The organism is Burkholderia sp. MSMB2157WGS (assembly GCF_001532755.1).
Lineage (GTDB): Bacteria > Pseudomonadota > Gammaproteobacteria > Burkholderiales > Burkholderiaceae > Burkholderia.
In genome coordinates this window covers 12,683-34,585 of the sequence record NZ_LPJG01000037.1, presented here as the reverse complement: position 1 = coordinate 34,585, position 21,903 = coordinate 12,683, and the positions used below count along the sequence as shown (strand labels likewise).

The 21,903-nt window shown below is 68.5% G+C and carries 23 protein-coding genes and 1 pseudogene; 8 read left to right on the top strand and 16 right to left on the bottom strand.

Annotated elements, in window-relative coordinates:
* The 3 genes and pseudogenes from WT53_RS25820 to WT53_RS25810 form a co-directional block, all read right to left on the bottom strand.
* Positions 1 to 201, bottom strand: a pseudogene (locus WT53_RS25820) (amidohydrolase); the annotation flags it as partial.
* Positions 202 to 220: 19 nt separating this feature from the next.
* Positions 221 to 388 carry a DUF1427 family protein gene (locus tag WT53_RS25815; protein WP_014725963.1) on the bottom strand — a complete coding sequence of 56 codons (168 nt, stop codon included), beginning with the start codon at positions 386 to 388 and terminating at the stop codon, positions 221 to 223.
* A gap of 168 nt (positions 389 to 556) precedes the next feature.
* The gene (locus WT53_RS25810; protein WP_034209357.1) at positions 557 to 1,243 is read right to left on the bottom strand and encodes a hydrolase; all 687 of its coding nucleotides are present in this window, start codon (positions 1,241 to 1,243) and stop codon (positions 557 to 559) included.
* Between the two features lie 306 nt (positions 1,244 to 1,549).
* On the opposite strand from WT53_RS25810, the gene WT53_RS25805 reads away from it, so the two are divergent.
* Both WT53_RS25805 and WT53_RS25800 read left to right on the top strand, forming a co-directional pair.
* Positions 1,550 to 1,828, top strand: a complete 279-nt coding sequence (locus tag WT53_RS25805) for a XapX domain-containing protein (protein ID WP_034209358.1) — start codon at positions 1,550 to 1,552, stop codon at positions 1,826 to 1,828.
* Positions 1,829 to 1,987: 159 nt separating this feature from the next.
* Entirely contained in the window at positions 1,988 to 2,896 is a 909-nt protein-coding gene (locus WT53_RS25800) for a LysR family transcriptional regulator (RefSeq protein ID WP_034209359.1), read from the top strand.
* 155 nt (positions 2,897 to 3,051) lie between these two features.
* Here the strand turns inward: WT53_RS25800 and WT53_RS25795 are convergent, their stop codons facing one another.
* Both WT53_RS25795 and WT53_RS25790 read right to left on the bottom strand, forming a co-directional pair.
* Complete coding sequence (locus WT53_RS25795) at positions 3,052 to 3,789, bottom strand: YoaK family protein (RefSeq protein WP_034209360.1); 738 nt, start codon at positions 3,787 to 3,789, stop codon at positions 3,052 to 3,054.
* Complete coding sequence (locus WT53_RS25790) at positions 3,771 to 3,983, bottom strand: DUF1427 family protein (RefSeq protein ID WP_034209361.1); 213 nt, start codon at positions 3,981 to 3,983, stop codon at positions 3,771 to 3,773. The genes WT53_RS25795 and WT53_RS25790 overlap by 19 nt, the downstream gene beginning before the upstream one ends.
* 454 nt (positions 3,984 to 4,437) lie before the next feature.
* Here WT53_RS25790 and WT53_RS25780 point away from each other — a divergent pair, with 454 nt between their 5' ends.
* Positions 4,438 to 5,313, top strand: a complete 876-nt coding sequence (locus WT53_RS25780; protein ID WP_034209363.1) for an alpha/beta fold hydrolase — start codon at positions 4,438 to 4,440, stop codon at positions 5,311 to 5,313.
* Positions 5,314 to 5,354: 41 nt separating this feature from the next.
* Positions 5,355 to 6,497, top strand: coding sequence for an FAD binding domain-containing protein (locus tag WT53_RS25775; RefSeq protein WP_034209364.1), 1,143 nt, complete (start codon positions 5,355 to 5,357; stop codon positions 6,495 to 6,497).
* On the opposite strand, the gene WT53_RS25770 is transcribed toward WT53_RS25775, so the two are convergent.
* The 7 genes from WT53_RS25770 to WT53_RS33670 all read right to left on the bottom strand — a co-directional run bounded on the left by WT53_RS25770 (position 6,425) and on the right by WT53_RS33670 (position 10,319).
* Entirely contained in the window at positions 6,425 to 6,679 is a 255-nt protein-coding gene (locus WT53_RS25770; protein WP_034209365.1) for a hypothetical protein, read from the bottom strand. The two genes, WT53_RS25775 and WT53_RS25770, sit on opposite strands and share 73 nt — an antisense overlap.
* Complete coding sequence (locus WT53_RS25765) at positions 6,676 to 6,954, bottom strand: DUF4148 domain-containing protein (protein WP_034209366.1); 279 nt, start codon at positions 6,952 to 6,954, stop codon at positions 6,676 to 6,678. The genes WT53_RS25770 and WT53_RS25765 overlap by 4 nt, the downstream gene beginning before the upstream one ends.
* Positions 6,955 to 7,123: 169 nt before the next feature.
* Entirely contained in the window at positions 7,124 to 7,876 is a 753-nt protein-coding gene (locus WT53_RS25760) for an amino acid ABC transporter ATP-binding protein (protein ID WP_034209367.1), read from the bottom strand.
* A complete protein-coding gene (locus WT53_RS25755; protein ID WP_034209368.1) occupies positions 7,863 to 8,513 on the bottom strand; it encodes an amino acid ABC transporter permease in 651 nt (216 codons plus the stop codon). The genes WT53_RS25760 and WT53_RS25755 overlap by 14 nt, the downstream gene beginning before the upstream one ends.
* Positions 8,510 to 9,196, bottom strand: a complete 687-nt coding sequence (locus WT53_RS25750; RefSeq protein ID WP_034209369.1) for an amino acid ABC transporter permease — start codon at positions 9,194 to 9,196, stop codon at positions 8,510 to 8,512. Before WT53_RS25750 ends, WT53_RS25755 begins: the two co-directional genes overlap by 4 nt.
* 89 nt (positions 9,197 to 9,285) lie before the next feature.
* Entirely contained in the window at positions 9,286 to 10,092 is an 807-nt protein-coding gene (locus tag WT53_RS25745; RefSeq protein ID WP_034209370.1) for a transporter substrate-binding domain-containing protein, read from the bottom strand.
* Positions 10,089 to 10,319, bottom strand: coding sequence for a hypothetical protein (locus tag WT53_RS33670; RefSeq protein ID WP_155294512.1), 231 nt, complete (start codon positions 10,317 to 10,319; stop codon positions 10,089 to 10,091). Before WT53_RS33670 ends, WT53_RS25745 begins: the two co-directional genes overlap by 4 nt.
* A 235-nt stretch (positions 10,320 to 10,554) precedes the next feature.
* Between WT53_RS33670 and ansP the strand changes: the two genes are divergently transcribed.
* The gene (gene ansP, locus WT53_RS25740) at positions 10,555 to 12,045 is read left to right on the top strand and encodes an L-asparagine permease (protein ID WP_034209371.1); all 1,491 of its coding nucleotides are present in this window, start codon (positions 10,555 to 10,557) and stop codon (positions 12,043 to 12,045) included.
* Between the two features lie 68 nt (positions 12,046 to 12,113).
* On the opposite strand, the gene WT53_RS25735 is transcribed toward ansP, so the two are convergent.
* Both WT53_RS25735 and WT53_RS25730 read right to left on the bottom strand, forming a co-directional pair.
* Positions 12,114 to 12,419: a DUF4148 domain-containing protein gene (locus WT53_RS25735; protein WP_034209508.1), complete on the bottom strand. Its 306-nt coding sequence runs from the start codon at positions 12,417 to 12,419 to the stop codon at positions 12,114 to 12,116.
* A gap of 126 nt (positions 12,420 to 12,545) precedes the next feature.
* Entirely contained in the window at positions 12,546 to 13,043 is a 498-nt protein-coding gene (locus tag WT53_RS25730; protein ID WP_052100426.1) for an MEKHLA domain-containing protein, read from the bottom strand.
* A gap of 272 nt (positions 13,044 to 13,315) precedes the next feature.
* On the opposite strand from WT53_RS25730, the gene WT53_RS25725 reads away from it, so the two are divergent.
* The 3 genes from WT53_RS25725 to WT53_RS25715 are packed head-to-tail and all read left to right on the top strand — an operon-like array spanning position 13,316 to position 19,676.
* On the top strand, positions 13,316 to 16,555 hold the full coding sequence (locus tag WT53_RS25725) for an efflux RND transporter permease subunit (protein ID WP_034209372.1): 3,240 nt from the start codon (positions 13,316 to 13,318) through the stop codon (positions 16,553 to 16,555).
* Positions 16,556 to 16,608: 53 nt separating this feature from the next.
* Positions 16,609 to 18,108 (top strand): efflux RND transporter periplasmic adaptor subunit, encoded by a 1,500-nt coding sequence (locus tag WT53_RS25720; RefSeq protein ID WP_034209373.1) that lies wholly within the window; start codon positions 16,609 to 16,611, stop codon positions 18,106 to 18,108.
* 32 nt (positions 18,109 to 18,140) lie between these two features.
* Positions 18,141 to 19,676 carry an efflux transporter outer membrane subunit gene (locus WT53_RS25715; RefSeq protein ID WP_034209374.1) on the top strand — a complete coding sequence of 512 codons (1,536 nt, stop codon included), beginning with the start codon at positions 18,141 to 18,143 and terminating at the stop codon, positions 19,674 to 19,676.
* On the opposite strand, the gene WT53_RS25710 is transcribed toward WT53_RS25715, so the two are convergent.
* Positions 19,654 to 21,114: a heavy metal sensor histidine kinase gene (locus WT53_RS25710; protein WP_034209375.1), complete on the bottom strand. Its 1,461-nt coding sequence runs from the start codon at positions 21,112 to 21,114 to the stop codon at positions 19,654 to 19,656. The genes WT53_RS25715 and WT53_RS25710 overlap by 23 nt on opposite strands.
* Positions 21,111 to 21,788, bottom strand: coding sequence for a heavy metal response regulator transcription factor (locus tag WT53_RS25705; protein ID WP_034209510.1), 678 nt, complete (start codon positions 21,786 to 21,788; stop codon positions 21,111 to 21,113). The genes WT53_RS25710 and WT53_RS25705 overlap by 4 nt, the downstream gene beginning before the upstream one ends.
* Positions 21,789 to 21,903: the final 115 nt, after the last annotated feature.

Below are 21,903 nucleotides of genomic sequence, written 5' to 3'. Positions count from 1 at the left end.
GCCGGGCAGCACGCCGCGGCCGCCGAGATCGATCGTCTTCGTCGCGCGGCCCGCGAGCGGCATGACGTCCGCGTCGCCGCCGACGGCGACGAAGCGGCCGGCGGCAATCGCGACGGCCGTGGCGACGGGGTTCGCGCGGTCGAGCGTCGTGAATCGTCCGTTATGCAGGATCAGATCTGGCTGGGTCACGGTTGCGGTCATGTGCATCACCTCTTGTAGATCAGAAGCCAAACAGCTGTTTCACGGTGGGTAAGGCTTGCACGCCGATCAGCATGCCGAGCAACCCGACCAGCGCAATCAGCGGCGGTGCGGGAGAGCGAACCTTGATGGCGCTGTAAATCACACCGATCAGCAGGCCCGCACCAAGGGAAACCAGATAAGGTTCCATGCGATAAATCTCCCGGACAAATTCAAATGCGGGCGCAACGTTCCGAACGGCATGCCGCGGGCGGCATTCGCGTCTCTTTCACGTCCGCCGCCCGCGGCCATGGCGCCCATGCGGCGCGTTCGCATCGAACCCGCCGCACCGGCACCCGCCGTTGCAGGCCGTCCGCGCTTACTTCGCCGGAACGGCCGGAATCGACTCGTGCGGCGTCGCAGTGCGCTGCGGCGCCTTGTGGACCATCGTGTACGCGTAGTCCACGCCCATCCCGTATGCGCCCGAATGCTCCTTCGCGATCGCCATCACCGCGTCGTACGTCTCGCGGTGCGCCCAGTCGCGCTGCCATTCGAGCAGGACCTGCTGCCACGTGACCGGCACCACGCCGGCCTGCACCATGCGCTGCATCGCGAAGTCGTGCGCAGCCTGCGTCGTGCCGCCCGAAGCGTCGGCGACCATGTAGATCTCGTAGTCGCCTTCCAGCATCGCGCACAGCGCGAACGTGGTATTGCAGACTTCGGTCCACAGGCCCGACACGATCACCTTCTTGCGGCCGTTCGCGGCGAGCGCGTCGCGCACCTTCTGGTCGTCCCACGAGTTCATCGACGTGCGTTCGAGCGTCTTCTGGTTCGGGAACACGTCGAGCAGCTCGGGATAGGTGTGGCCCGAGAAGCTGTCGCTTTCGACCGTCGTGATCGTGGTCGGAATGTTGAAGACCTTCGCGGCCTTCGCGAGCCCGACGACGTTGTTCTTCAGCGTCTGGCGATCGATCGACTGCACGCCGAACGCCATCTGCGGCTGCTGGTCGATGAAGATCAGCTGGCTGTTGTGCGGAGTAAGTACTTCAAGCTTGGGATTGCTCATGATGGTGATGTCCTTTGACGCGAAGAAGGATGAGGCTTGCCTGGCCGACGAATCCGCGAAGCGTCCAATGCGCCGAGTCGCAAGCGTCGGCAGCCGGCCTGCGCCATTCAATACGTGAACTTGCGGCCGCACCAGTTAATTGTTCTGATTTTCGCCACGCGTCGAATTCAGACTGAAAAGATCTGAATTTCATTGAATGCGCTGACGACGAACGCGCGGACCTGATAGGCTGGCCCAAGACTTTCGGATCGACGCCAGCCCGGTAGTTATCCGTATCTTCAACGGCCGTCATTCCCTTCCAGACCCATGAAACCGTACATTGCTTCACTTCTCGCCGGCATCCTCGCCGGCGTCGTTTATGCGCTGATCGGCGTGCAATCGCCGGCGCCGCCCGCCGTCGCCCTGGCCGGCCTGCTCGGCATCCTGGCCGGCGAGCAGATTCTTCCCGTGGTGCGACGGATGTTCGACGGCATCCGACTGCGAACCGCGTGGCGCGACGCCAAGTGCAGCCAGCACATGTTCGGCGCGCTGCCCGGCGCACACGCCGACGCTGCCGTGAAGCGCCGCGAATCGGCGCCGACGTGACGTGTAGATGTCGAGCGAACGCGGCGTCGCCCCTGACCGTTGGCGCGCATGCGTGCGTGTCCCGGCACGTCGGGTGACGACCCGTTTTGAACCGTATTGGATTCAGCGTCGCTCGACGGCGCGACATCGCCCGATGCCCTTGCCGTCGCGACATTCCCCATGAAGCTGTCTTTCGAAGCACTCGAGGCACTGGACGCGATCGACCGCACCGGTACGTTCGCCGACGCCGCGGAGTTGGTGCACCGCGTGCCGTCCGCACTGACATACGTCGTACGGAAGCTCGAGAGCGATCTCGGCGTCGCGTTGTTCGATCGCAGCGGGCGTCGTGCGAAGCTCACGCACGCGGGCCGCATCGTCGTCGAGGAAGGCCGTCGTCTGCTTCACGCTGCCGAACAGCTTGAACGGAAGGCGCAGCGCGCGCAGCAAGGTTGGGAAACCGAGATCCGCGTCTGCATCGCCGAGATACTGCCCTTCGACATGCTGTGGCCATACGTCCACGCGTTCTACGATCTCGAAATGGATACGCGGCTGCGACTCTCCACCGAAGTGCTCGGCGGCACCTGGGACGCGCTGATTTCGCGGCGGGCCGATCTGATCGTCGGCGCGGCCGGCGAGCCGCCGGAATTGCCGGACATCGTCGCGCAGCCCATCGGTACGCTGCGGCACGTGTTCGCGGTCGCCCCGACCCATCCGCTCGCCGCGCTGCCCGAACCGCTGTCGATGGCGTCGATCGTCGCGTATCGCGGCGCGGTGATCTCCGACACGTCCCGCGAACTTCAGCCGCAGTCGGCCGCGCTTGACCCTGGCCAACCGTATCTCGCGGTGCCGACGCTCGCTGCGAAACTGGCCGCGCAATGCGAGGGACTCGCGGTGGGTACGCTCCCGGACTGCATCGCGGCGCCCGCGATCGCGCAAGGCAGGCTCGTCGCGCGGGAAGTCATCGGCATGCGCGACACGACCCGTTGCTATATCGCGTGGCGCGCCAACGAAGCCGGGCGCGCGCTACGCTGGTGGGTCGAACAGCTCGGTCACCACGACCTCGTCGACCGGTTCACCGCGCGCGCGTGACGCTGCGCTTTCTGCGAACGGTCGAGCGGTCGAGCGGTCGAGCGTTTGCCGACCTGCATCAACCGTTCCCGAAATCGGCGTCGAAAGAATGAAGAACGGAGCGGCTTCGCCGCCCCCATTCCGCACGCAGCCGACGTCGCGTGCGGAATCGGCGTTCAGCGCGACACGGACGGCTCGTCGGTCCGACCGGATCGCCAGGTGAGGAAGCCGAGCGCCGCGAGCGGCAGCGCCAGTGCCCAGAACCCCGCGTACAGGTAGGCGCTCGCCCCGGCGCCCGCGCCGAGCGCGAATCCGGCCACCGGCGGCAGCGTGCGCCGCAGCCGGGCGCGTGCGGCTTCCCGTTCGGCCGGCGCGGCGATCGGCACGAGCCAGTCGAACGCGTCGATGACCGCCTGCGTGACGTTGCCGGTCATCACGGTGTTCGCGACGACGGTGCGCGCGGTCAGCCGGCCGTGCGCGTTCTGCACGCCCATTGCCGCCGCACCGAGCAGCCCGCAGACGATCGTCGCGGGCGCGTCAGCGCTGCCGATCGGCGACGCCGCGACGCCGGCGAGCATGAATCCGGCCAGCAGGATCGTCTGCAGTGCGTACAGCGCGCGCGCCCGCGGGCCATGCCCGCGCACGCGCATCCGGTGATCGAGCAGGCGGGCGGCCACGATCCCCGCGATGAATGCCGGAAACGCGAGCCACTTGATCATGAGGCCCTGACCGACACCGGCGAGGCCCGAGCCGATCAGGATGAAGTTGCCGGTGACGTGCGCGGTAAAGAGCCCGAACAGCGCGACGAAGCCGAGCGTGTCGACATAGCCGGCGATCGATGCGAGGAACACATCCTCGCCGCGCAGGTGATCGGGGGCCGCCGCGCCCGCTGTCGTTACTTGCACGGGCTGCATGTCATGGCTTCCGCGGTTGTGTAGGCGGTGTCCGCATCGCGGACCGGTGCGGCGGGCGGGGTCGCCCGCTCGTCGAAGACGATGCCGAGCCGGCACGCGAGCGCGATCAGCGGCGCCGCGGGCGATTGCACGCGCACGCGGTGGTACGGGAAGCCGACTGCGATGGCGGCTCCCGGCGAGATCAGATGAGGCATGGTCCGTTCCGGTTGCGCCGCCGGCCGGGCCGACAGGATGGCGCCCGACCCGTGCGGCGGTTCTGAAGCAAGACTAGGGAACGCCCGCCTGAAAGTCATGGCGGCGAACTGAATTTTCCTGAAAGCGCCGCACGACGCGCGGCTCGGCACGGCGCCCGCCTGCGTGGCCGTCCGCGCCGGGGCGCGCGTACGACATCGCGACGCCGGCCTCCGAAGCACAGCGCAACGCGGAAATCGAACGGCAGATCGACGCGTTCATCAACGGCACGCCGGCCGCGCTGAAGCGTGTCGCGTCCGGCGCATCCGCGATGCGCCCGCGCCGCAAGCGACGCAGCGGCGCCACGCTCGAGCCGATTCAGAACGATTCAGCCGCGACGCGCGTCGCCTGCCCTATGCTCGGACAGCACCGGACGCGTGCCGTATCGCGCACCGCCCGCAGAACCGGGATTCCCCCATGACGACCGACACGCTTGCGCTCACCCATCACACCGTTACGGCGAACGGCATCCGCCAGCACGTCATCGACGCCGGCGCCGGGCCCGTCGTCGTGCTGCTGCACGGCTTCCCCGAAACCAGCTTCGCGTGGCGCTTCCAGATTCCGGCGCTCGCGCGGCACTATCGCGTGATCGCGCCCGACCTGCGCGGCTACGGCGAAACCGACAAGCCCGCGGCCGGCTACGACAAGCGCAACATGGCGCGCGATCTCGCCGCGCTGCTCGATGCGCTCGGCATCGAGCGCATCGCGCTCGTCGGGCACGATCGCGGCGCACGTGTCGCGACGCGTTTCGCGAAGGACTTCCCCGAACGCGTCGACCGGCTCGTCGTGATGGACAACGTGCCGACGCGCATCGTCGCGCAGAACATGACCGCGCAAACGGCGCGCGCATACTGGTTTTTCCTGTTCCATCAGGTGCCCGACCTGCCGGAGGCGCTGATCGCCGGCAAGGAAGCCGAATGGCTCGGCTATTTTTTCGCGGACTGGTGCTACAACCCGCACGCCATCGCGGGCGACGCGTTCGACACCTACGTGCGCGCGTACCGGCGCCCGGGGGCCGTGCGCGGCGCACTGGCCGACTATCGCGCGAACGCGGAAGACGTGCAGCAGGACCTCGTCGATGCCGACGTCAGGATCGCGTGCCCGACCATGGCGATCTGGGGCGAGGATTTCTACGCGGTCGGCAAGATGTTCGACATGCAGGCCGTATGGGAAAGCATGGCGACGAACCTGCGCGCCGAGCCGATCGCGCAGTGCGGACATCTGCCGCACGAGGAACAGCCCGAGCGCGTGAACGCGCTGCTGCTCGACTTCCTGCGCGGCTGGGCCGGTTGACGCAACGCGCGCCGCACGCGGCGTCATCGGAGGAACACCGGATGGAACACGGATCGGGCCGCAAGGCCGTCATCGCCGGCGGATCGGTCGGCGGGCTGTTCGCGGCGACCGCGCTGCGCGCGGCCGGCTGGGACGTCCGCGTATTCGAGCAGTCGCCGTACGCGCTCGACAGCCGCGGCGGCGGCATCGTGCTGCAGCCGCCGATCGAGCGCGCGTTCGCGTTCGGCGGCGTAGCGCTGCCGCGCGACGCCGGCGTCGATTCGGTCGACCGGATCTACGTCGATGCGCAGGACCGGATCGTGCAGCGCGTCGCGATGCCGCAGACGCAGACCGCGTGGAACGTGATCTACACGGCGCTCAAGCGCGCGCTGCCGGCCGGGGTCATCCAGGCCGGCGACGCGTTCGCGCGGTTCGAGCAGGACGGCGAGCGGATCGTCGCGCATTTCGCGAGCGGCCGCGCCGAGACGGCCGACCTGCTGATCGGCGCGGACGGCGGCCGCTCGACCGTGCGCGCGCAGTTGCTGCCGGACCTGCGCCCGACGTATGCGGGCTATGTCGCGTGGCGCGGGCTCGTCGACGAACGCACGCTGCCCGAGCAGGTGCTGTATCTGCTGCGCGAACGCTTCACGTTCCAGCAAGGCGACCGGCACCTGTTCCTCACCTATCTGGTGCCCGGCGCCGATGGTGCGACCGAACCGGGCAAACGGCGCGTGAACTGGGTGTGGTACCGGCGTCTGGCGTCCGACCGGCTGCCGTCGCTGTTCCTTGCGCGCGATGGCACGCAGCGCGACGGGTCGCTGCCGCCCGGCGCGATGCGCGACGACAACCGCGCGGCACTCGTCGACGCCGCCGACCGGATGCTCGCGCCGACGCTCGCCGCGCTCGTCGATGCGACACCCGCGCCGTTCGCGCAGGCGATTCTCGATCTCGCGGTCGAGCGGATGGCTTTCGGGCGCGCGGTGCTGCTCGGCGACGCCGCGCGCATCGTGCGCCCGCACACGGCGGCGGGCGTCGCGAAAGCGGCGGACGACGCGGTCGGTCTCGCCGAAGCATTGCGCGACGTCGCACGCGGCGCCGCGTTCGATGCCGCGCTGGCAGGCTGGGACGCCCGTCAGCGTGCGGCCGGTGCGCTGCTGTCCGCGCGCGGGATCGCGCTCGGCGCGCGGCTGATGGGCACCGCGTGAAGGTGCGCCGGCCGTCTGTCGGCCGCCGCGCGGTACGGATCGCCCTCGGGATTCAGCGCACGCAGCACGCTCGCGCGCCCGCCGTCGTCCGCGGGCAGTTGCGGCTGCCCGCGCGCGAAAGCCGGGGTCGCGGCTGCCGCCAGCCACGCGGCGATCGCCAGCCCCTTCGCTCGGCGCTTCATTGCGCGCTCGCGGTCGGGACGGACGCCGACGTCGCGGCCGTTGCCATGTGCCGGTCGCCATGTGCGATCGCATACAGTTCGCGATTGCGCGCAATCGTCTCCGTGCTCGGCGGATAGTCCGATTTCGGCGTCGGCAGCGTACCGTCGCGCTCCGCACGAATCAGGTCGGCGCGCACGTCGGCGCGCGTGAGCGCATGGTCGGCGGTTTGCGCGAATGCGACGATCGGTGCGCTCAGCGCACAGGACAGCAGGACTGCACGAATCAGCTTGCTCATGACGTTCACCTCCGAAAATGGCGTGTTCGCGTCCGCAGATCAGGCCGGACATCCGCTCCGCATCGATGCGACGAGGAGTGATATCCATTCTGCGATTCGCGCGCTTTCCGGAAGGTGAGGCTTCGATTACGGTCTTGTCATCCGGTCGCGGCCCGGCCGCACGGCAGCGTCAGTCGACGCGTAACGGCGCCGTGTGCCGGACGGTGCCCAGAAACCGCGTCAACTCCACGGTCTGCGGCCGCTCGAAGATCTCGTCGGGCGTCCCGCTCTCCCACACGCGCCCCTGGTGCATGAACACGATCCTGTCGCTCACCGCACGCGCGAAGTTCATCTCGTGGGTGACCATGATCAGCGTCATGTCCTCGCGCGCGAGCTGCTCGATGACCCCCAGCACCTCGCCGACGAGCTCGGGATCGAGCGCGGACGTGATCTCGTCGCACAGCAGCACGCTCGGCTTCATCGCGAGCGCACGCGCGATCGCGACGCGTTGCTGCTGGCCGCCCGACAGGTGTTCCGGAAACGCATCGAACTTGTCGCCGAGGCCGACGCGCTCGAGCATCAGCTCCGCGATCGCACGTGCCTGCTGACGGTGCGCCTTCTTCACCACCGACTGCGCGAGCATCACGTTCTGTCCGGCGCTCAGGTGGGGAAACAGGTTGTACTGCTGGAACACCATGCCGACCTTCAGCCGCAGCGCACGCAGGTCCGCGTGCCGTGCATCGACGCGTTCTCCGTCGACAGAAATCGTGCCCGCGTCGATACTCTCGAGCCCGTTGAGCGTGCGCAGCAGCGTGCTCTTGCCCGAGCCGCTGCGGCCGATGATCGATACGACCTGCCCGCGCTCGACGGACAGATCGATGCCCTTGAGCACATGATGGGTGCCGAAATGCTTCTCGACACCCCGGGTTTCAACGAGCGGCATGCCATCTCCTTTGCAACGTGCGCGCATAACGGGTAAGCGGATAGCAGAGCGCGAAATAGATCAGCGCGACGAGGCCGTACACGACGAACGGCCGGAACGTCGCGTTCGAGATCGCGATGCCGACCTTCGTCAGCTCGGTGAAGCCGATGATCGACACCAGCGCCGTATCCTTGACGGCCTGCACGCCGAAGCCGACCGTCGGCGCGATCGCGATGCGCGCGGCCTGCGGCAGGATCACGTGACGCAACTGCTCGACGTAACTCATCGCCAGGCTCGCCGACGCCTCCCACTGCCCTTTCGGCACCGCCTCGACACAGCCGCGCCAGATTTCGGCCAGATACGCGCTGGTGAAGAACGTGAGTCCGGCCGTGGCCGCAACCCACGGCGAAACGTCGAGCCCGACGAGCGGCAAGCCGAAGAACACGATGAACAGTTGCATCAGCAACGGCGTGCCCTGAAACACTTCGATATAGAGCTTCGCGACGCCGCGCAGCACCGTCGAGCCCGACACGCGCATCACGAGCAGCCCGAGGCCGACGAGGCCGCCGGACACGAACGACACGATCGACAGCACGATCGTCCAGCGCGCGGCCAGCAGCAGGTTCGCGAGAATTTGCCCAAACGTGAAATCGATCATCGCGCACCTCGCACGCGGCGGGAGAACAGGCGGCGTCCCATCGCGCCGAGCGTGGCGCGCAGCAACAGCGCCATCGCCAGATACGCGAGCGTGATCGCGAAGTACGTCTCGAATGCGCGGAAGTTGCGCGACTGGATGTAGCCGGCCGCATAGGTCAGGTCGGCCACCGAGATCTGCGACACGACCGCCGAACCGAGCATCGTGATCACGATCTGGCTCGACAGCGCGGGAAACACCTTGGCGAGCGCTTGCGGCAGCACGACGTGGCGCAGCATCTGCGCGCGCGACATCGCCAGCGCGGACGCTGCCTCCAGATGCCCGTTCGGCACGGCGGCCACGCCCGCGCGCACGATCTCGACCGAATACGCGCCGAGATTGAGCGTCATTGCCAGGATCGCGGCCGTGTATTCGTCGATGTGCACGCCGAGCGCCGGCAAGCCGAAGAAGATGAAGAACAGCTGGACGACGAACGGCGTATTGCGAATCGCCTCGACGTACGCGCCGATCAGCGGGCGCAATCGCACGGCCGCGCGCGCGTCGGCACTGTACACGGCGGCACCGAGCACGCCGAGCGCCACGCCGAGCACGGTCGCGACCGCGGTCAGCGCGAGCGTGATCGCCGCGCCGCTCGCGAACACGCCGGCGTACTCGGCGAGCTCGCCGAATTGAAGCTGGTAGCTCATGGGAAGTGGGTCGATTCGGGTTCGGACAACGACACGCGCCGCGCCGGCCATGCCGGCCGCGGCGACGTGTCAGGCGACACGGCGTTTCGTCACAGTCCGACCGGCAACGGCTGGCCGAGCCACTTCCGCGACATCTCGCCCAGTGTGCCGTCCTGCTTCGCATGCGCGATCGCGTCGTCGATCTTCGCGAGCAGGCGCGGCTCGTTCTTGTTGACGCCGACGAAGCACGGCGAATTCTTGATCACGAACTTGACCTCGGGGCGGCGCGGCGGATTCTTCGCGAGAATCGCCGCCGCGACGATGTTGCCGGCCGCGATCAGTTGGACTTGCCCCGACAGGAACGCCTGGATCGTCGCGTTGTTGTCCTCGAAGCGCTTGATCGTCGCGTTCGGCGCGAGCTGCGACAGCGCAATCTCCTCGAGCGCGCCGCGCGTGGCGCCGACCGTCTTGCCGGTGAGGTCGGCGGGCGCGCTCACCTTCACGTCGGAAGGCCCGAACACGCCCTGGAAATACGGTGCGTAAGCGCTCGAGAAATCGATGACCTTCTCGCGCTCCGGCGTCTTGCCGAGCGACGAGATCACCATGTCGACCTTGTTGGTCGTCAGGTACGGAATCCGGTTCGCGCTGTTCACGGGCACCAGTTTCAGCTTGACGCTGAGCGCCTTGGCGAGGAGTCCTGCCATGTCGATGTCGTAGCCCTGCGGCTGCATGTCCGTGCCGACCGAGCCGAACGGCGGATAGTCCTCGGGCACCGCGACGCGCAGCGTGCCGTTTTTCGCGATGGTGTCGAGCGCATCGGCATGGGCCGGCGCGGCGGCGAACAGCGCCATCACGGGTGCGGCGATCAGTGCAGCCAGCCAGGTGCGGCGGGGGAACGGTCGGGTCGTCGGTCTCACGGTGAATCTTCCTTGTCTGGTGTGTCGTCTTCGGGCAGCGCGCAACGATTGCGCGGCCGACACCACTCCAGCAAAAACCAGGCCATCGCCATGAAACGCTTGCTGCTCGGACCCGTGACGGAATTTCGGCGGAACCGCATTCCCCATTTCGGTGCGTGCGCCGTCACCCGCGGCAGCGGGTGCCCTCGCAGCGCGCGCCGGCGCACCAGATTAACTGGCTGGTTCATCCGCCGCCGCGGTCCCATGCACGGATTCGAACAGGCTTAGTCCAAATTTGCATGCCGTTTGTGACGGGAATTACGGCTGAATACGTTCGCGGCGTACCGTGCCTTTCGCCGCGCCCGGCGAATCGCAGTCCGGATGAGTGCGCTCGATTCCGCGCCCTGCTCCTCCGGTACCGGTGGTCCCGATCGATCCGCGGTCGGGATGAATTCAATCCCATCCGTGCGCGAGGATACCGTCATGGCATCGATTCCCGAACCGTCGACAACCGGCGAAACCGACAAACGCAGCTGGCTCGAATCGCACGAAGCCGGTTATCACAAGACCCTCGGCAATCGACAGGTGCAGATGATCGCGATTGGCGGGGCCATCGGCACCGGGCTCTTTCTCGGCGCCGGCGGCCGGCTGCAGGCCGCCGGCCCGTCGCTCGCGATCGTCTATCTCGTGTGCGGCGCGTTTTCGTTCCTGATCCTGCGCGCGCTTGGCGAGCTCGTGATGCATCGCCCCAGCAGCGGCAGCTTCGTGTCGTACGCGCGCGAATTCCTCGGCGAGAAGGCATCGTTCGTCGCGGGCTGGATGTATTTCCTGAACTGGGCGATGACCGGCATCGTCGACATCACCGCCGTCGCGCTCTACATGCATTACTGGGCGCCGTTCGCGGCCGTGCCGCAGTGGATCTTCGCGCTCGTCGCGCTCTGCATCGTCGCGACGATGAACCTGATCGGCGTGAAGTGGTTCGCCGAGATGGAGTTCTGGTTCGCGCTGATCAAGGTCGCCGCGATCGTGCTGTTTCTCGTGATCGGCGCGGCGATCCTCGGCACGGGCATGCCGGTGGCCGGCCATGGCACCGGCATGCATCTGATCACCGACAACGGCGGGTTCTTTCCGCACGGACTGATGCCGGCGCTGGTGCTGGTGCAAGGCGTAGTGTTCGCGTTCGCCGGCGTCGAACTGGTGGGCACGGCCGCCGGCGAATGCAAGGACGCGCGCAAGGTGCTGCCGCGCGCGATCAACAACGTGATCTGGCGCATCGCGATCTTCTACGTCGCATCGGTCGTGCTGCTGGTCTGCCTGCTGCCGTGGAGCGCGTACAAGGCGGGCCAGAGCCCGTTCGTCACGTTCTTCGGCGCGCTCGGCGTGCCGGGCATCGGCTCGGTGATGAACCTGGTGGTGCTGACCGCCGCGCTGTCGAGCCTGAACTCCGGCCTGTATTCGACGGGGCGCGTGCTGCGCGCGCTGTCGATGGGCGGCTCGGCCCCCGCGTTCCTCGCGCGGATGAGCGCGCAATCCGTCCCGTACGCGGGCATTCTGGTGACGGTCGCGATCTATGTGGTCGGCGTGCTGCTCAACTATCTCGTGCCGTCGAGCGTGTTCGAGATCGTGCTGAACATCGCGTCGCTCGGCATCATCAGCACATGGGGCTTCATCGTCGTGTGTCAGATGAGGTTCCGCGCCGCGGTCCGGCGCGGCGAGGCGGACGACGTGTCGTTCAGGATGCCCGGCGCGCCCGTGACGTCGTGGCTCACGCTGCTGTTCCTGCTCGGCGTGCTGGTGCTGATGGCGTTCGACTACCCGAACGGGACATGGACGATTGCATCGATCCCGCTGGTCGCGCTGCTGCTCGTGGCCGGCTGGAAATGGCTGAGCCATCGCGCGCGCCGTGCGTTGCTCAAGCCGACGATTCCGTCGGTCACGCTCACGCAGAACGTGCTCGAGAAGGGCGAGCACTGAATCGCGCCGGCATGCATGCCGTCGATCGGTCCGCCGCCGGCACCGCGGGCGGCGGTCGATCGCCGCGTTCAGTGATGCTCGTACAACTGCTGTGTGTCGAGCGACGCGAACGATGAGGTCGCGGGCTTTGCAGCGTCGGTCGGCCGTGCAGCGGCCGATTGCGCTTGCTGCGCGGCGACCTTCGCCTCGGCGGCCTGGATGTCTTCCGGATAGTAAGGATCGCTGCCGATAGGCCGATAACCGGCCTTTTCGACACGGACGAGATCGGCACGCACGTCGGCGCGCGTGAGCGCATGGTCGGTGGTTTGCGCAAATGCGACGATCGGTGCGCTCAGCGCACAGGAAAGCAGGACTGCACGAATCAGGTTGTTCATGATGTTCACCTCACAGGATGGCATGTTTGCGTCCGCAGATCGGGCCGGACATCCGCTCCGCATCAATGCGATGAGGAGTTGGGTCCATTCTGCGATTCGCGCGCTTTCCTGAAGGTGAGGCTTCGATTACGGATTTGTTATCTGGTCGCCCGCGCCTGTCACAGGTGCGTCGAGCGGTCGTACTTCCGGGATCATCGCGGCCTGGCCGTGCACGGTTCCGTCTGCGTCCATGAGCTGCCACACGGTCGCGCGCTCGATCCAGAACCGCTTGCCGGACTTCGTCACCCGCACGCCGCGGTATTCCGACACGAAGCCGTCGCGCATCACCTTGTCAAGAAACACCTGACGCTCGTGTCGCTCCATCGGCTCCGCCGACAGACGGGACGGCAATGCCGTCAGTTCATCCCAGTCATATTCGAAAATCGCCTGCGCGCGCCGGTTGCCGTACATGAAGACCGGATCGGCCGACGTGTCGTGCGCAAGCACGCCGAACGGCGCCGTACTGTACAGCCACGCGGCGCCGTCGGATGAGCTCATACCGTCGGGCACGAGCGGACGGTTCACGAGCCGGCGATACGAATCGGCAAGAAGGAGGAAGAAGTTTGCATCGGTGCGCAACGACATCGGTCTGGCTCCTGGAATGGGCGAGATACGCGAATGAGCGAAGGTTTTGCCGCCGGACATTATATGGATGAAGCGGCGCACCGCCGTCGGCGGCGACGATTCGGCCAGCCCTCATCGCGCTGGGCGCCCCGCCGCACGGCCGCCGCTGCCGCCGCCCGCACAGATAACGACTTCGTAATCCTCGGGTCAGGGTCGGGTCAACGCCGCGCCGGCAGACTGCACGCTCGTCGCATCGAATACGCAATCCGAGCCCTGTTTCGAGGAGCACCGTCATGTGGATCGTCCGGCTGGCGTTACGCAGGCCTTACACGTTCGTCGTACTCGCGCTGCTGATCTTCATCGCGGGACCGCTCGCGCTGCTGCGCACGCCGACCGACATCTTCCCGAGCATCGACATTCCGGTCGTCAGCATCGTCTGGTCGTACAACGGCTTCTCCGCGGAGGACATGGCCAAGCGGATCACGTCGAACTACGAACGCGCGCTCACGTCCGACGTCGACGACATCGAGCACATCGAGTCGCAGTCGCTGAACGGCGTGTCGGTCGTGAAGATCTTCTTCCACCCGGGCGCCGACATCAATCGCGCGATCGCGGAAGCCGCGAGCAACGCCGCGTCGATCCTGCGCATCCTGCCGCCCGGCACGCTGCCGCCGAACATCATCACGTACAACGCGTCGACGGTGCCGATCCTGCAGCTCGGGCTGTCGAGCGACACGCTCGCCGAGCAGCAGCTGTACGACCTCGGCAACAGCTTCATCCGCACCCAGCTCGCGACCGTCCAGGGCGCGGCCGTGCCGCTGCCGTTCGGCGGCAAGATCCGCCAGATCGTCGTCGACCTCGATACGCGCGCACTGCAGGCGAAAGGACTCGCGCCGATCGACGTCGTCAACGCGATCAATGCGCAGAACCTGATCCTGCCGGGCGGCACCGCGAAGATCGGCACGCACGAATACAACGTGCAGATGAACGGCAGCACGCAGACGGTCGCCGCGCTGAACGACCTGCCGGTGAAGACGATCGGCGGCAATGTCGTGTACGTGCGCGACGTCGCGCACGTTCGCGACGGCTACGCGCCGCAGACCAACATCGTGCGGGCGGACGGCAAGCGCGCGGCGCTGCTGACGGTCGAGAAAACCGGCAGCGCGTCGACGTTGACGATCATCGACCAGGTGAAGGCGATGCTGCCGAAGATCGCGGCCGGGCTGCCGAAGGCGCTGCACATTGCGCCGCTCGACGATCAGTCCGTGTTCGTGAAGGCGGCGGTCCAGGGCGTCGTGCGCGAAGCGCTGATCGCCGCGTGCCTGACCGCGCTGATGATCCTGCTGTTTCTCGGCAGCTGGCGCGCGACGCTGATCATCGCGGTCACGATCCCGCTCGCGGTGCTCGCGTCGCTGCTCGCGCTGTCCGCGCTCGGCCAGACCATCAACATCATGACGCTCGGCGGGCTCGCGCTCGCGGTCGGGATCCTCGTCGACGACGCGACCGTCGCGATCGAGAACATCACGCATCATCTGGAGCGCGGTGCGCCGCTCGAGGACGCGATCCTGACCGGTGCGGGCGAGATCGCGGTGCCGACCTTCGTGTCGACGCTGTCGATCTGCATCGTGTTCGTGCCGATGTTCCTGCTGACGGGCGTCGCGCGCTATCTGTTCGTGCCGCTGGCCGAGGCCGTGATCTTCGCGATGATCGCGTCGTACTTCTTCTCGCGCACACTGGTGCCGACGCTCGCGATGGCGCTGATGCGCGCAAAAGGGAGCGGCCGGCCGCCGCGCGGCGTATTCGCACGCATCGCGCGTTTCCAGGCGGCGTTCGAGCATCGCTTCGAGGCCGTGCGGCTGCGCTATCGCGCGTTGCTGTCCGCGGCGATCGCGCGGCGGCGCCGCTTCGCGGCCGCGTTCCTGCTCGCGTGCGTCGCATCGACGGGCCTCTACGCGTTCGCCGGTCAGGACTTCTTCCCGTCGGTCGACACCGGCGAGATCCGTCTGCATCTGCGCGCGCCGACCGGCACGCGGATCGAGGAAACCGCGCGGCTGACCGACGAAGTCGAAGCGAAGATCCGCGGCGTGATTCCGGCGAACCAACTCGCCGGCGTGCTCGACAACATCGGCGTGCCGGTGAGCGGGATCAACCTCACGTACGATTCGTCGGACCCGATCGGCACCGAGGACGCCGACGTGCTGATCACGCTGAAGCCGAACCACGCATCGACGGCCGCCTACGTCGCGACGCTGCGCAACGTGCTCGCGCAGTCGTTCCCCGGCGTGACGTTCGCGTTCCTGCCGGCCGACATCGTCAGCCAGATCCTCAATTTCGGGCTGCCCGCGCCGATCGACATCCAGATCGTCGGCAACAAGCTCGACCAGAACCGCGCGGTCGCGAATGCACTGCTCGCGAAGCTGCGCGGCGTGCGCGGGCTCGTCGACGCACGCATCCAGCAGCCCGGCGACGAACCGGCGATCGACGTGAACGTGGACCGCACGAAGGCGATCCAGGCGGGCCTGCAGCAGCGCGACGTCGCGCAGAACCTGTTGATCGCGCTGTCCGGCAGCTCGCAGACGACGCCGAACTTCTGGCTCGATCCGCGCAACGGCGTCAGCTACCCGGTGCTCGTGCAGACACCGCAATACACGGTGAATTCGCTGCAGTCGCTCGCGAACGTACCGCTGCCCGCCGGCACCGCGAGCACGCCGCAGACGCAGGCCGGCGGACCGGCCGCGGGCGCGCCCGCACAGAACCTGCTCGGCGCGCTCGGCACGTTCTCGCGCTCGACCCAGCAGGCCGTGGTGTCGCACTACAACGTGCAGCCGGTGCTCGACATCTTCGCGGCGGTGCAGGGGCGCGATCTCGGCGGCGTCACCGCCGACGTGACGAAACTCGTCGACGCCGCGCGCGCGCAACTGCCGCCCGGCTCGTCGATCGTGCTGCGCGGCCAGGTGCAGGCGATGCACGAGTCGTTCTCGGGCCTGCTCGGCGGCCTCGCGCTCGCGATCTCGCTGGTCTACCTGCTGATGGTCGTGAACTTCCAGTCGTGGCTCGATCCGCTCGTGATCGTCGGCGGGCTGCCGGCGTCGCTCGCCGGCATCGCATGGATGCTGTTCGTCACGGGCACCACGCTGTCGGTGCCCGCGCTGACCGGCACGATCCTGTGCATCGGCATCGCGACCGCGAACAGCATTCTCGTCGTGAACGCGGCACGTGAGCTGCTCGCGGCCGGCGCGCCGCCGTGGCAGGCCGCGCTCGACGCAGGCTTCAGCCGCTTCCGGCCCGTCGTGATGACCGCGCTCGCGATGCTGATCGGCATGTTGCCGATGGCGCTCGGCCTCGGCGACGGCGGCGAGCAGAACGCGCCGCTCGGCCGCGCGGTGATCGGCGGGCTCGCGTTCGGCACGTGCTCGACGCTGCTGTTCGTACCGGTGCTGTTCGGCTTCGTTCACGCGTGGCTCGCGCGGCGTCGCGACGCCGCGGCCGCCCGGCGTGTGCAGCACGCACCCGACACGCCAGCGCTGCGCTGAGTGCAGACGGCCGCCCCTTCTCATCCTTCGATTCGCCCGACCCCGGACCCACCATGAACGACTCGATCGAACCCGTCGCCCCGCCGCCCGCCGCCGAAGCGGTAACGTCTGCGACTCCGGCCACGCCGGCTGCTTCGGCTGCTTCGGCCACACCGGCCGCTCCGAATACCCCGACCGCCAACGCAACCGTGCCGCCCACAGCACACGACACAACCCGTGACGCGGCACGCGACGTGCCGCCAAGCCGTGGCGCCCGCAAGCTCGCCGTGCCGCTCGCCGCCGTCGCGCTCGCCGCCGCGCTGCTCGCGCTCGGCATCGTGCCGCGTATCGATGCACGCGCCGCGCAGCGTGCGCAGGTGGCTGCGCAGCAGGCGCTGCCGGTGTCGGTCGTCGTGCCCGGCGCGGCGCCGGCCGACCAGACGCTGACGCTGCCCGGCTCAGTGGCGCCCTATGCGGACGCGTCGATCTATGCGCGCACGAGCGGCTACGTCGCGCACTGGAGCGCCGATCTCGGCACGCACGTGAAGGCCGGTCAGACGCTCGCGCAAATCTCGGCGCCCGATCTCGACGCGCAATTGCGCCAGGCGCGCGCCGACGAAGCGAGCGCACAAGCGAACTACGACTACGCGAAATCGACCGCGCAGCGCTGGCAGGACATGCTGAACACGCAATCGGTGTCGCAGCAGGACACCGACACGAAGGTCGCGGACATGAACGCGAAGCGCGCGATGCTCGCGTCCGCGCAGGCGAACGTCGCGCATCTTGCCGAACTCGTGTCGTACGAGTCCGTCACCGCGCCGTTCGACGGCGTGATCACCGCACGCAACGTCGACGTCGGCACGCTGGTCACCGCGGGCGGCACGCCGGGCAGCCCGGGCCTGTCCGGCGAACTGTTCCATCTCGAACAGACGGACACGCTGCGCGTGTTCGTCGACGTGCCGCAGGACAGCGCAGCCGGCGTATCGACCGGCACGCCGGTCTACCTGACGACGCCGCAGTATCCGGGACGGCGGCTTGCCGCGCGGGTCGCGCGCAGCGCGGGCGCGATCGATCCCGTCACGCGCACGCTGCGCGTCGAGATCGACGTCGACAACCGCGACGGCGCGCTGATGCCCGGCGCGTATGCGCAGGCGCATCTCGCCGTGCCGAGTGCGGCGCCGGCGCTCGATCTGCCGGTCAGTGCACTGCTGTTCCGGCCGAACGGCGTGACGGTCGCCACCGTCGGCGCGAACGGCCGAACCGCGCTGAAGACCGTGCAGATCGGACGCGATTTCGGCACGCGCGTCGAGATCGTCGCGGGGCTCTCGGCAACCGATCGCGTGATCGACAACCCGGGCGATGCGATCACGGCCGGGGAGGCCGTGAAGGTCGTGTCGACAGCGCGTGCGGCGGTGCCGGTTGTGGGTTCGTCTGCTTCGTCCCCTTCGTCCCCGCACGCCGCGCAGCCCACGCAACCACCATACGGCGCCGCTGCCCGCGACATGCCGCTGCCGCGCGCGGCCGGCACCGCGTCGGCCGCATCGACGCCCGCTGCGGCATCCGCCCGCGGCTAACCCATTCGACGACGACTCCCGAGATCCCTGCCATGCGCCTTCCTCATCCGCTCCCGTTCGCCCGTCGCGCCGTCGCGCTCGGCGCCGCCGCGGCGTCGGCCGCACTGACCGCCTGCTCGACGCTGCCGCCGTATTCGCCGCCCGCCGTCGCGGTACCCGCGCACTACGCGGGCGCCTCGGCCGCGCAGGCCGGCTGGCGCACCGCGAGCCCGGCCGACGCCGCCGCGCGCGGCGCCTGGTGGACCGTCTTCGACGATGCCGACCTGAACGCGCTCGAAGCGCGCGTCGACGTGTCGAACCAGACGGTGAAGAAAGCCATCGCCGAGTTGCAGCAGGCGCGCGCGACGGTCGACTATCAGCACGCCGGGTTCCTGCCGACGATCACCGCGGGCGCCGCGCAAAGCCGCGCGCGCGTGTCGCAAAACCGGCTCGGCTCGTCGCTCGCCGGCAAGACGACGCCCGACTATCAGGCGGGCGTGGCCGCGAGCTGGGAACCCGACGTGTTCGGCCGCGTACGCGACGCGGTGACGGGCGCGCAGGCGGACGCAGCCGCGAGCGCGGCCGATCTGCAGGCCGTGAAGCTGTCGGTCACGGCCGAACTCGCGACCGACTATTTCGCGCTGCGCTCGCTCGACACGCAGAAGCAGCTGCTCGACGACACCGTGCGCGCGTACGCGGACGCACTGACGCTGCTCAAGCGGCAACTGGCGGCCGGAGCGATCGATGCGTCGGCGGTCGCACAAGCCGAGACCCAGCTCGAATCGACGCGCACGCAGGACACCGATATCGACGCGTCGCGTGCGCAGTTGCAGCACGCGATCGCGACGCTCGTCGGCGAGAGCGCGTCGACGTTCGTGCTGCCGCCGCGCGTGCAGGCGTTCCACGTGCCGGCGATTCCGGCCGGCGTGCCGTCGCAACTGCTGGAGCGGCGGCCCGACATCGCGGCGGCCGAGCGCCGTGTCGCGGCCGCGAACGCGCGGATCGGCGAGGCGCGCGCCGCGTTCTTCCCGGATCTCGTGCTGTCGGCGAGCGTGGGCCTCGAGAGTTCGTTCTTCGCGCCGTGGCTCACCGCGCCGAGCCTGTTCTGGTCGCTCGGTCCGCAGCTCGCCGGCACGCTGTTCGACGGCGGCCGCCGCAGCGCGTCGCTGCGCGGCGCGCATGCGCAATACGACGGTGCGGTCGCCGACTACCGGCACACCGTGCTCGTCGCGTTCCAACAGGTCGAGGATCAGTTGTCGGCGCTCGACGCACTCGCGTCCGAAGCCGGCAGCCAGCAGCGCGCGACCGACGCGGCCGATCTGTCGCTGCGGCTGACGACGAATCGCTTCAACGCGGGCGCCGTCAGCTATCTGGACGTGGTGACCGCGCAGACGATCGCGCTGACGAATCGGCGCACGGCCGATCAGATCGACGCGCGCCGGATCGAGGCCGAAGTCGGGTTGCTGAAGGCGTTGGGCGGCGGTTGGCAGGCGAGCGTGGGCGTGGATGCTGAATCGAACACCGGCGCGATGGAACACGCACCGGCCGCGCGACCCGCACCCGCCATCACACTGCCGCCAGCCGGTTGAACGTAAGCGTGAAACGCGTGCCGAGCGTGTCGCTTTCGACCTGCGCGGTACCGCCGTGGAGCTCCATCACCGAGCGCACGATCGCGAGGCCGAGCCCGGCCGTGCCGCCCGGCGCACCGCCGCTGCGCGCGGGGTCGCCGCGCACGAACCGGTCGAAGATCCGCGGCAGCAGCGCGCGATCGATCGGCTCGCCCGGATTCGCGACGCCGACGCGCACCGCATCGGCGGTTTCGTCCACGCTCAGCGTGATGACGCCGCCGGCGGGCGTGTAACGCAGCGCGTTCGCGAGCAGGTTGCCGACGGCGCGGCGGAACAGCTCGACGTCGGCGGTCAGCTGCCCCTGCCCTTCGACGCGCAACGTCGAGCCCGCTTCGTCGGCGAGCCCCTCGAAATACTCCGCGATGCGCTCGAGTTCGTCGCGCACGTCGAACGCGCGCTGCCGGGTGACGAAGCTCGGATGCTCGGCACGCGCGAGAAACAGCACGTTCTCGATCATCCGCGCGAGACGATCGTATTCCTCGAGATTCGATTCGAGCAGCGCCTGGTACTCGTCGGCCGAACGCGGCCGCGCGAGCGCGACTTCGGTGGCGCCGCGCATGTTGTTCAGCGGCGTGCGCAGATCGTGCGCGAGATCGGCGCTGAATTGCGACAGATGCGCGAACGCCTGCTGCAGGCGGCCGAGCATCGCATTCTGCGCATCGACGAGCGCGCGCAATTCGGGCGGCGCGCGCGACGCGTCGAGCCGCGTGTCGAGCTTGTCGACCGTGATCCGGCCGGTGTTGTCGACGATCTCGCGCAGCGGCGCGAGCGCCGTGCGGATCAGCCAGTAGCCGAGCAGCAGCGCGAACAGCGCGCCGAGCCCGCCGGCGAGCTTGAGCCGGTCGCGGTAACCGTCGAGCAGATCGGCCCTGTCGCGCATGTTGCGGGCGATCGCGATGCGGATCGGCGTGCGGTCGCCGAGCGTGGCCTCGATCACGACGCCGCGCATCGGCGTGCCGCCGTCGGCGGTCCACGTGACGAGCCGGTCGGCCGTGATCCGGTCGTCCGCGGGAACCGGCACCGCGTGCGGCGCGAACAATTGCGCATCGGCCAGCGGAACCGATGCGGCCGCGGGCGCATCGTCGGGCGCGGCGAGCCGGACGTTGTGACGTGCGAGCACGTCGCCCCGCGCATCGACGGCGGCCATCGACAGCGCCTCGTTGCCCAGCACCTGACTCGTCAGCCGCTCCGCATGCGCGCGAACCGCATCGAGCGACTCGAGCTCGCCCGCGAGCCGGCGCGTGTGGCGCGCGGCCAGCACGATGTCGAGATCGTCCTGCGTATTCACCTGCCGCTCGAGGCCCGCATACACATATGCGCCGACGAGCGCGAACGCGGCGAGCGTGGTCGCGGCGAACGCGAGCGCGAGCGTCGCGGCCAGCGAGCGCGGGCGCGTCATGCGTCGTCCTTCGGTTCGAGCACGTAGCCGACGCCGCGCACGGTGTGGATCAGCTTGACCGGAAACGCGTCGTCGATCTTCGCGCGCAGGCGCCGGATCGCGACCTCGACGACGTTGGTGTCGCTGTCGAAATTCATGTCCCACACGTACGATGCGATCTGCGTCCGGCTCAGCACCTCGCCCTGCCGGCGCGCGAGCAGTTGCAGCAGCGAGAATTCGCGCGGCGTGAGGTCGATCCGCGTGGCGCCGCGCTTCACGCGGCGGCGCACCACGTCGATTTCCAGATCGCCGACCGTCAGGCGTTCGGTCTCGCGCGGCGGCCCGCGACGCGCGAGCGTGCGGATGCGGGCGAGCAGCTCGACGAACGCGAACGGTTTCACGAGGTAATCGTCGGCGCCGAGTTCGAGGCCGTGCACGCGGTCCTGCACGTCGTCGCGCGCGGTCAGGAACAGCACCGGCGTCGTGTGCGTGTCGCGCAGCCGCTTGAGCACGCCCCATCCGTCGAGCACGGGCAGCATCACGTCGAGCACGATCACGTCGTAACGCTCTTCCTGCGCGAGCGTCAGCCCTTCGCCGCCGTCCTTCGCGAGATCGACGCTGAAGCCCGATTCCTCGAGCCCCTTCTTCAGGTACGCGCCCGTCTTCGGTTCGTCTTCGACTATCAGGATGCGCATCGCCGGCTCCGTCGCTTGCATGGGGACATCCGGCGATGTTACCCGGAAACGGCGACGCGGCCGCTCACCGTGCAGGCGCGAACGGCGTAGATAACGAAACGGTAATCGTCCGGTC

Bases quoted from the DNA above. Each gene is read 5' to 3' on its own strand.
- WT53_RS25815 (WP_014725963.1), bottom strand. From the start codon at position 388: ATGGAACCTTATCTGGTTTCCCTTGGTGCGGGCCTGCTGATCGGTGTG.
- WT53_RS25810 (WP_034209357.1), bottom strand. From the start codon at position 1,243: ATGAGCAATCCCAAGCTTGAAGTACTTACTCCGCACAACAGCCAGCTG.
- WT53_RS25805 (WP_034209358.1), top strand. From the start codon at position 1,550: ATGAAACCGTACATTGCTTCACTTCTCGCCGGCATCCTCGCCGGCGTC.
- WT53_RS25800 (WP_034209359.1), top strand. From the start codon at position 1,988: ATGAAGCTGTCTTTCGAAGCACTCGAGGCACTGGACGCGATCGACCGC.
- WT53_RS25795 (WP_034209360.1), bottom strand. From the start codon at position 3,789: ATGCAGCCCGTGCAAGTAACGACAGCGGGCGCGGCGGCCCCCGATCAC.
- WT53_RS25790 (WP_034209361.1), bottom strand. From the start codon at position 3,983: ATGCCTCATCTGATCTCGCCGGGAGCCGCCATCGCAGTCGGCTTCCCG.
- WT53_RS25780 (WP_034209363.1), top strand. From the start codon at position 4,438: ATGACGACCGACACGCTTGCGCTCACCCATCACACCGTTACGGCGAAC.
- WT53_RS25775 (WP_034209364.1), top strand. From the start codon at position 5,355: ATGGAACACGGATCGGGCCGCAAGGCCGTCATCGCCGGCGGATCGGTC.
- WT53_RS25770 (WP_034209365.1), bottom strand. From the start codon at position 6,679: ATGAAGCGCCGAGCGAAGGGGCTGGCGATCGCCGCGTGGCTGGCGGCA.
- WT53_RS25765 (WP_034209366.1), bottom strand. From the start codon at position 6,954: ATGAGCAAGCTGATTCGTGCAGTCCTGCTGTCCTGTGCGCTGAGCGCA.
- WT53_RS25760 (WP_034209367.1), bottom strand. From the start codon at position 7,876: ATGCCGCTCGTTGAAACCCGGGGTGTCGAGAAGCATTTCGGCACCCAT.
- WT53_RS25755 (WP_034209368.1), bottom strand. From the start codon at position 8,513: ATGATCGATTTCACGTTTGGGCAAATTCTCGCGAACCTGCTGCTGGCC.
- WT53_RS25750 (WP_034209369.1), bottom strand. From the start codon at position 9,196: ATGAGCTACCAGCTTCAATTCGGCGAGCTCGCCGAGTACGCCGGCGTG.
- WT53_RS33670 (WP_155294512.1), bottom strand. From the start codon at position 10,319: ATGAACCAGCCAGTTAATCTGGTGCGCCGGCGCGCGCTGCGAGGGCAC.
- ansP (WP_034209371.1), top strand. From the start codon at position 10,555: ATGGCATCGATTCCCGAACCGTCGACAACCGGCGAAACCGACAAACGC.
- WT53_RS25735 (WP_034209508.1), bottom strand. From the start codon at position 12,419: ATGAACAACCTGATTCGTGCAGTCCTGCTTTCCTGTGCGCTGAGCGCA.
- WT53_RS25730 (WP_052100426.1), bottom strand. From the start codon at position 13,043: ATGTCGTTGCGCACCGATGCAAACTTCTTCCTCCTTCTTGCCGATTCG.
- WT53_RS25725 (WP_034209372.1), top strand. From the start codon at position 13,316: ATGTGGATCGTCCGGCTGGCGTTACGCAGGCCTTACACGTTCGTCGTA.
- WT53_RS25720 (WP_034209373.1), top strand. From the start codon at position 16,609: ATGAACGACTCGATCGAACCCGTCGCCCCGCCGCCCGCCGCCGAAGCG.
- WT53_RS25715 (WP_034209374.1), top strand. From the start codon at position 18,141: ATGCGCCTTCCTCATCCGCTCCCGTTCGCCCGTCGCGCCGTCGCGCTC.
- WT53_RS25710 (WP_034209375.1), bottom strand. From the start codon at position 21,114: ATGACGCGCCCGCGCTCGCTGGCCGCGACGCTCGCGCTCGCGTTCGCC.
- WT53_RS25705 (WP_034209510.1), bottom strand. From the start codon at position 21,788: ATGCGCATCCTGATAGTCGAAGACGAACCGAAGACGGGCGCGTACCTG.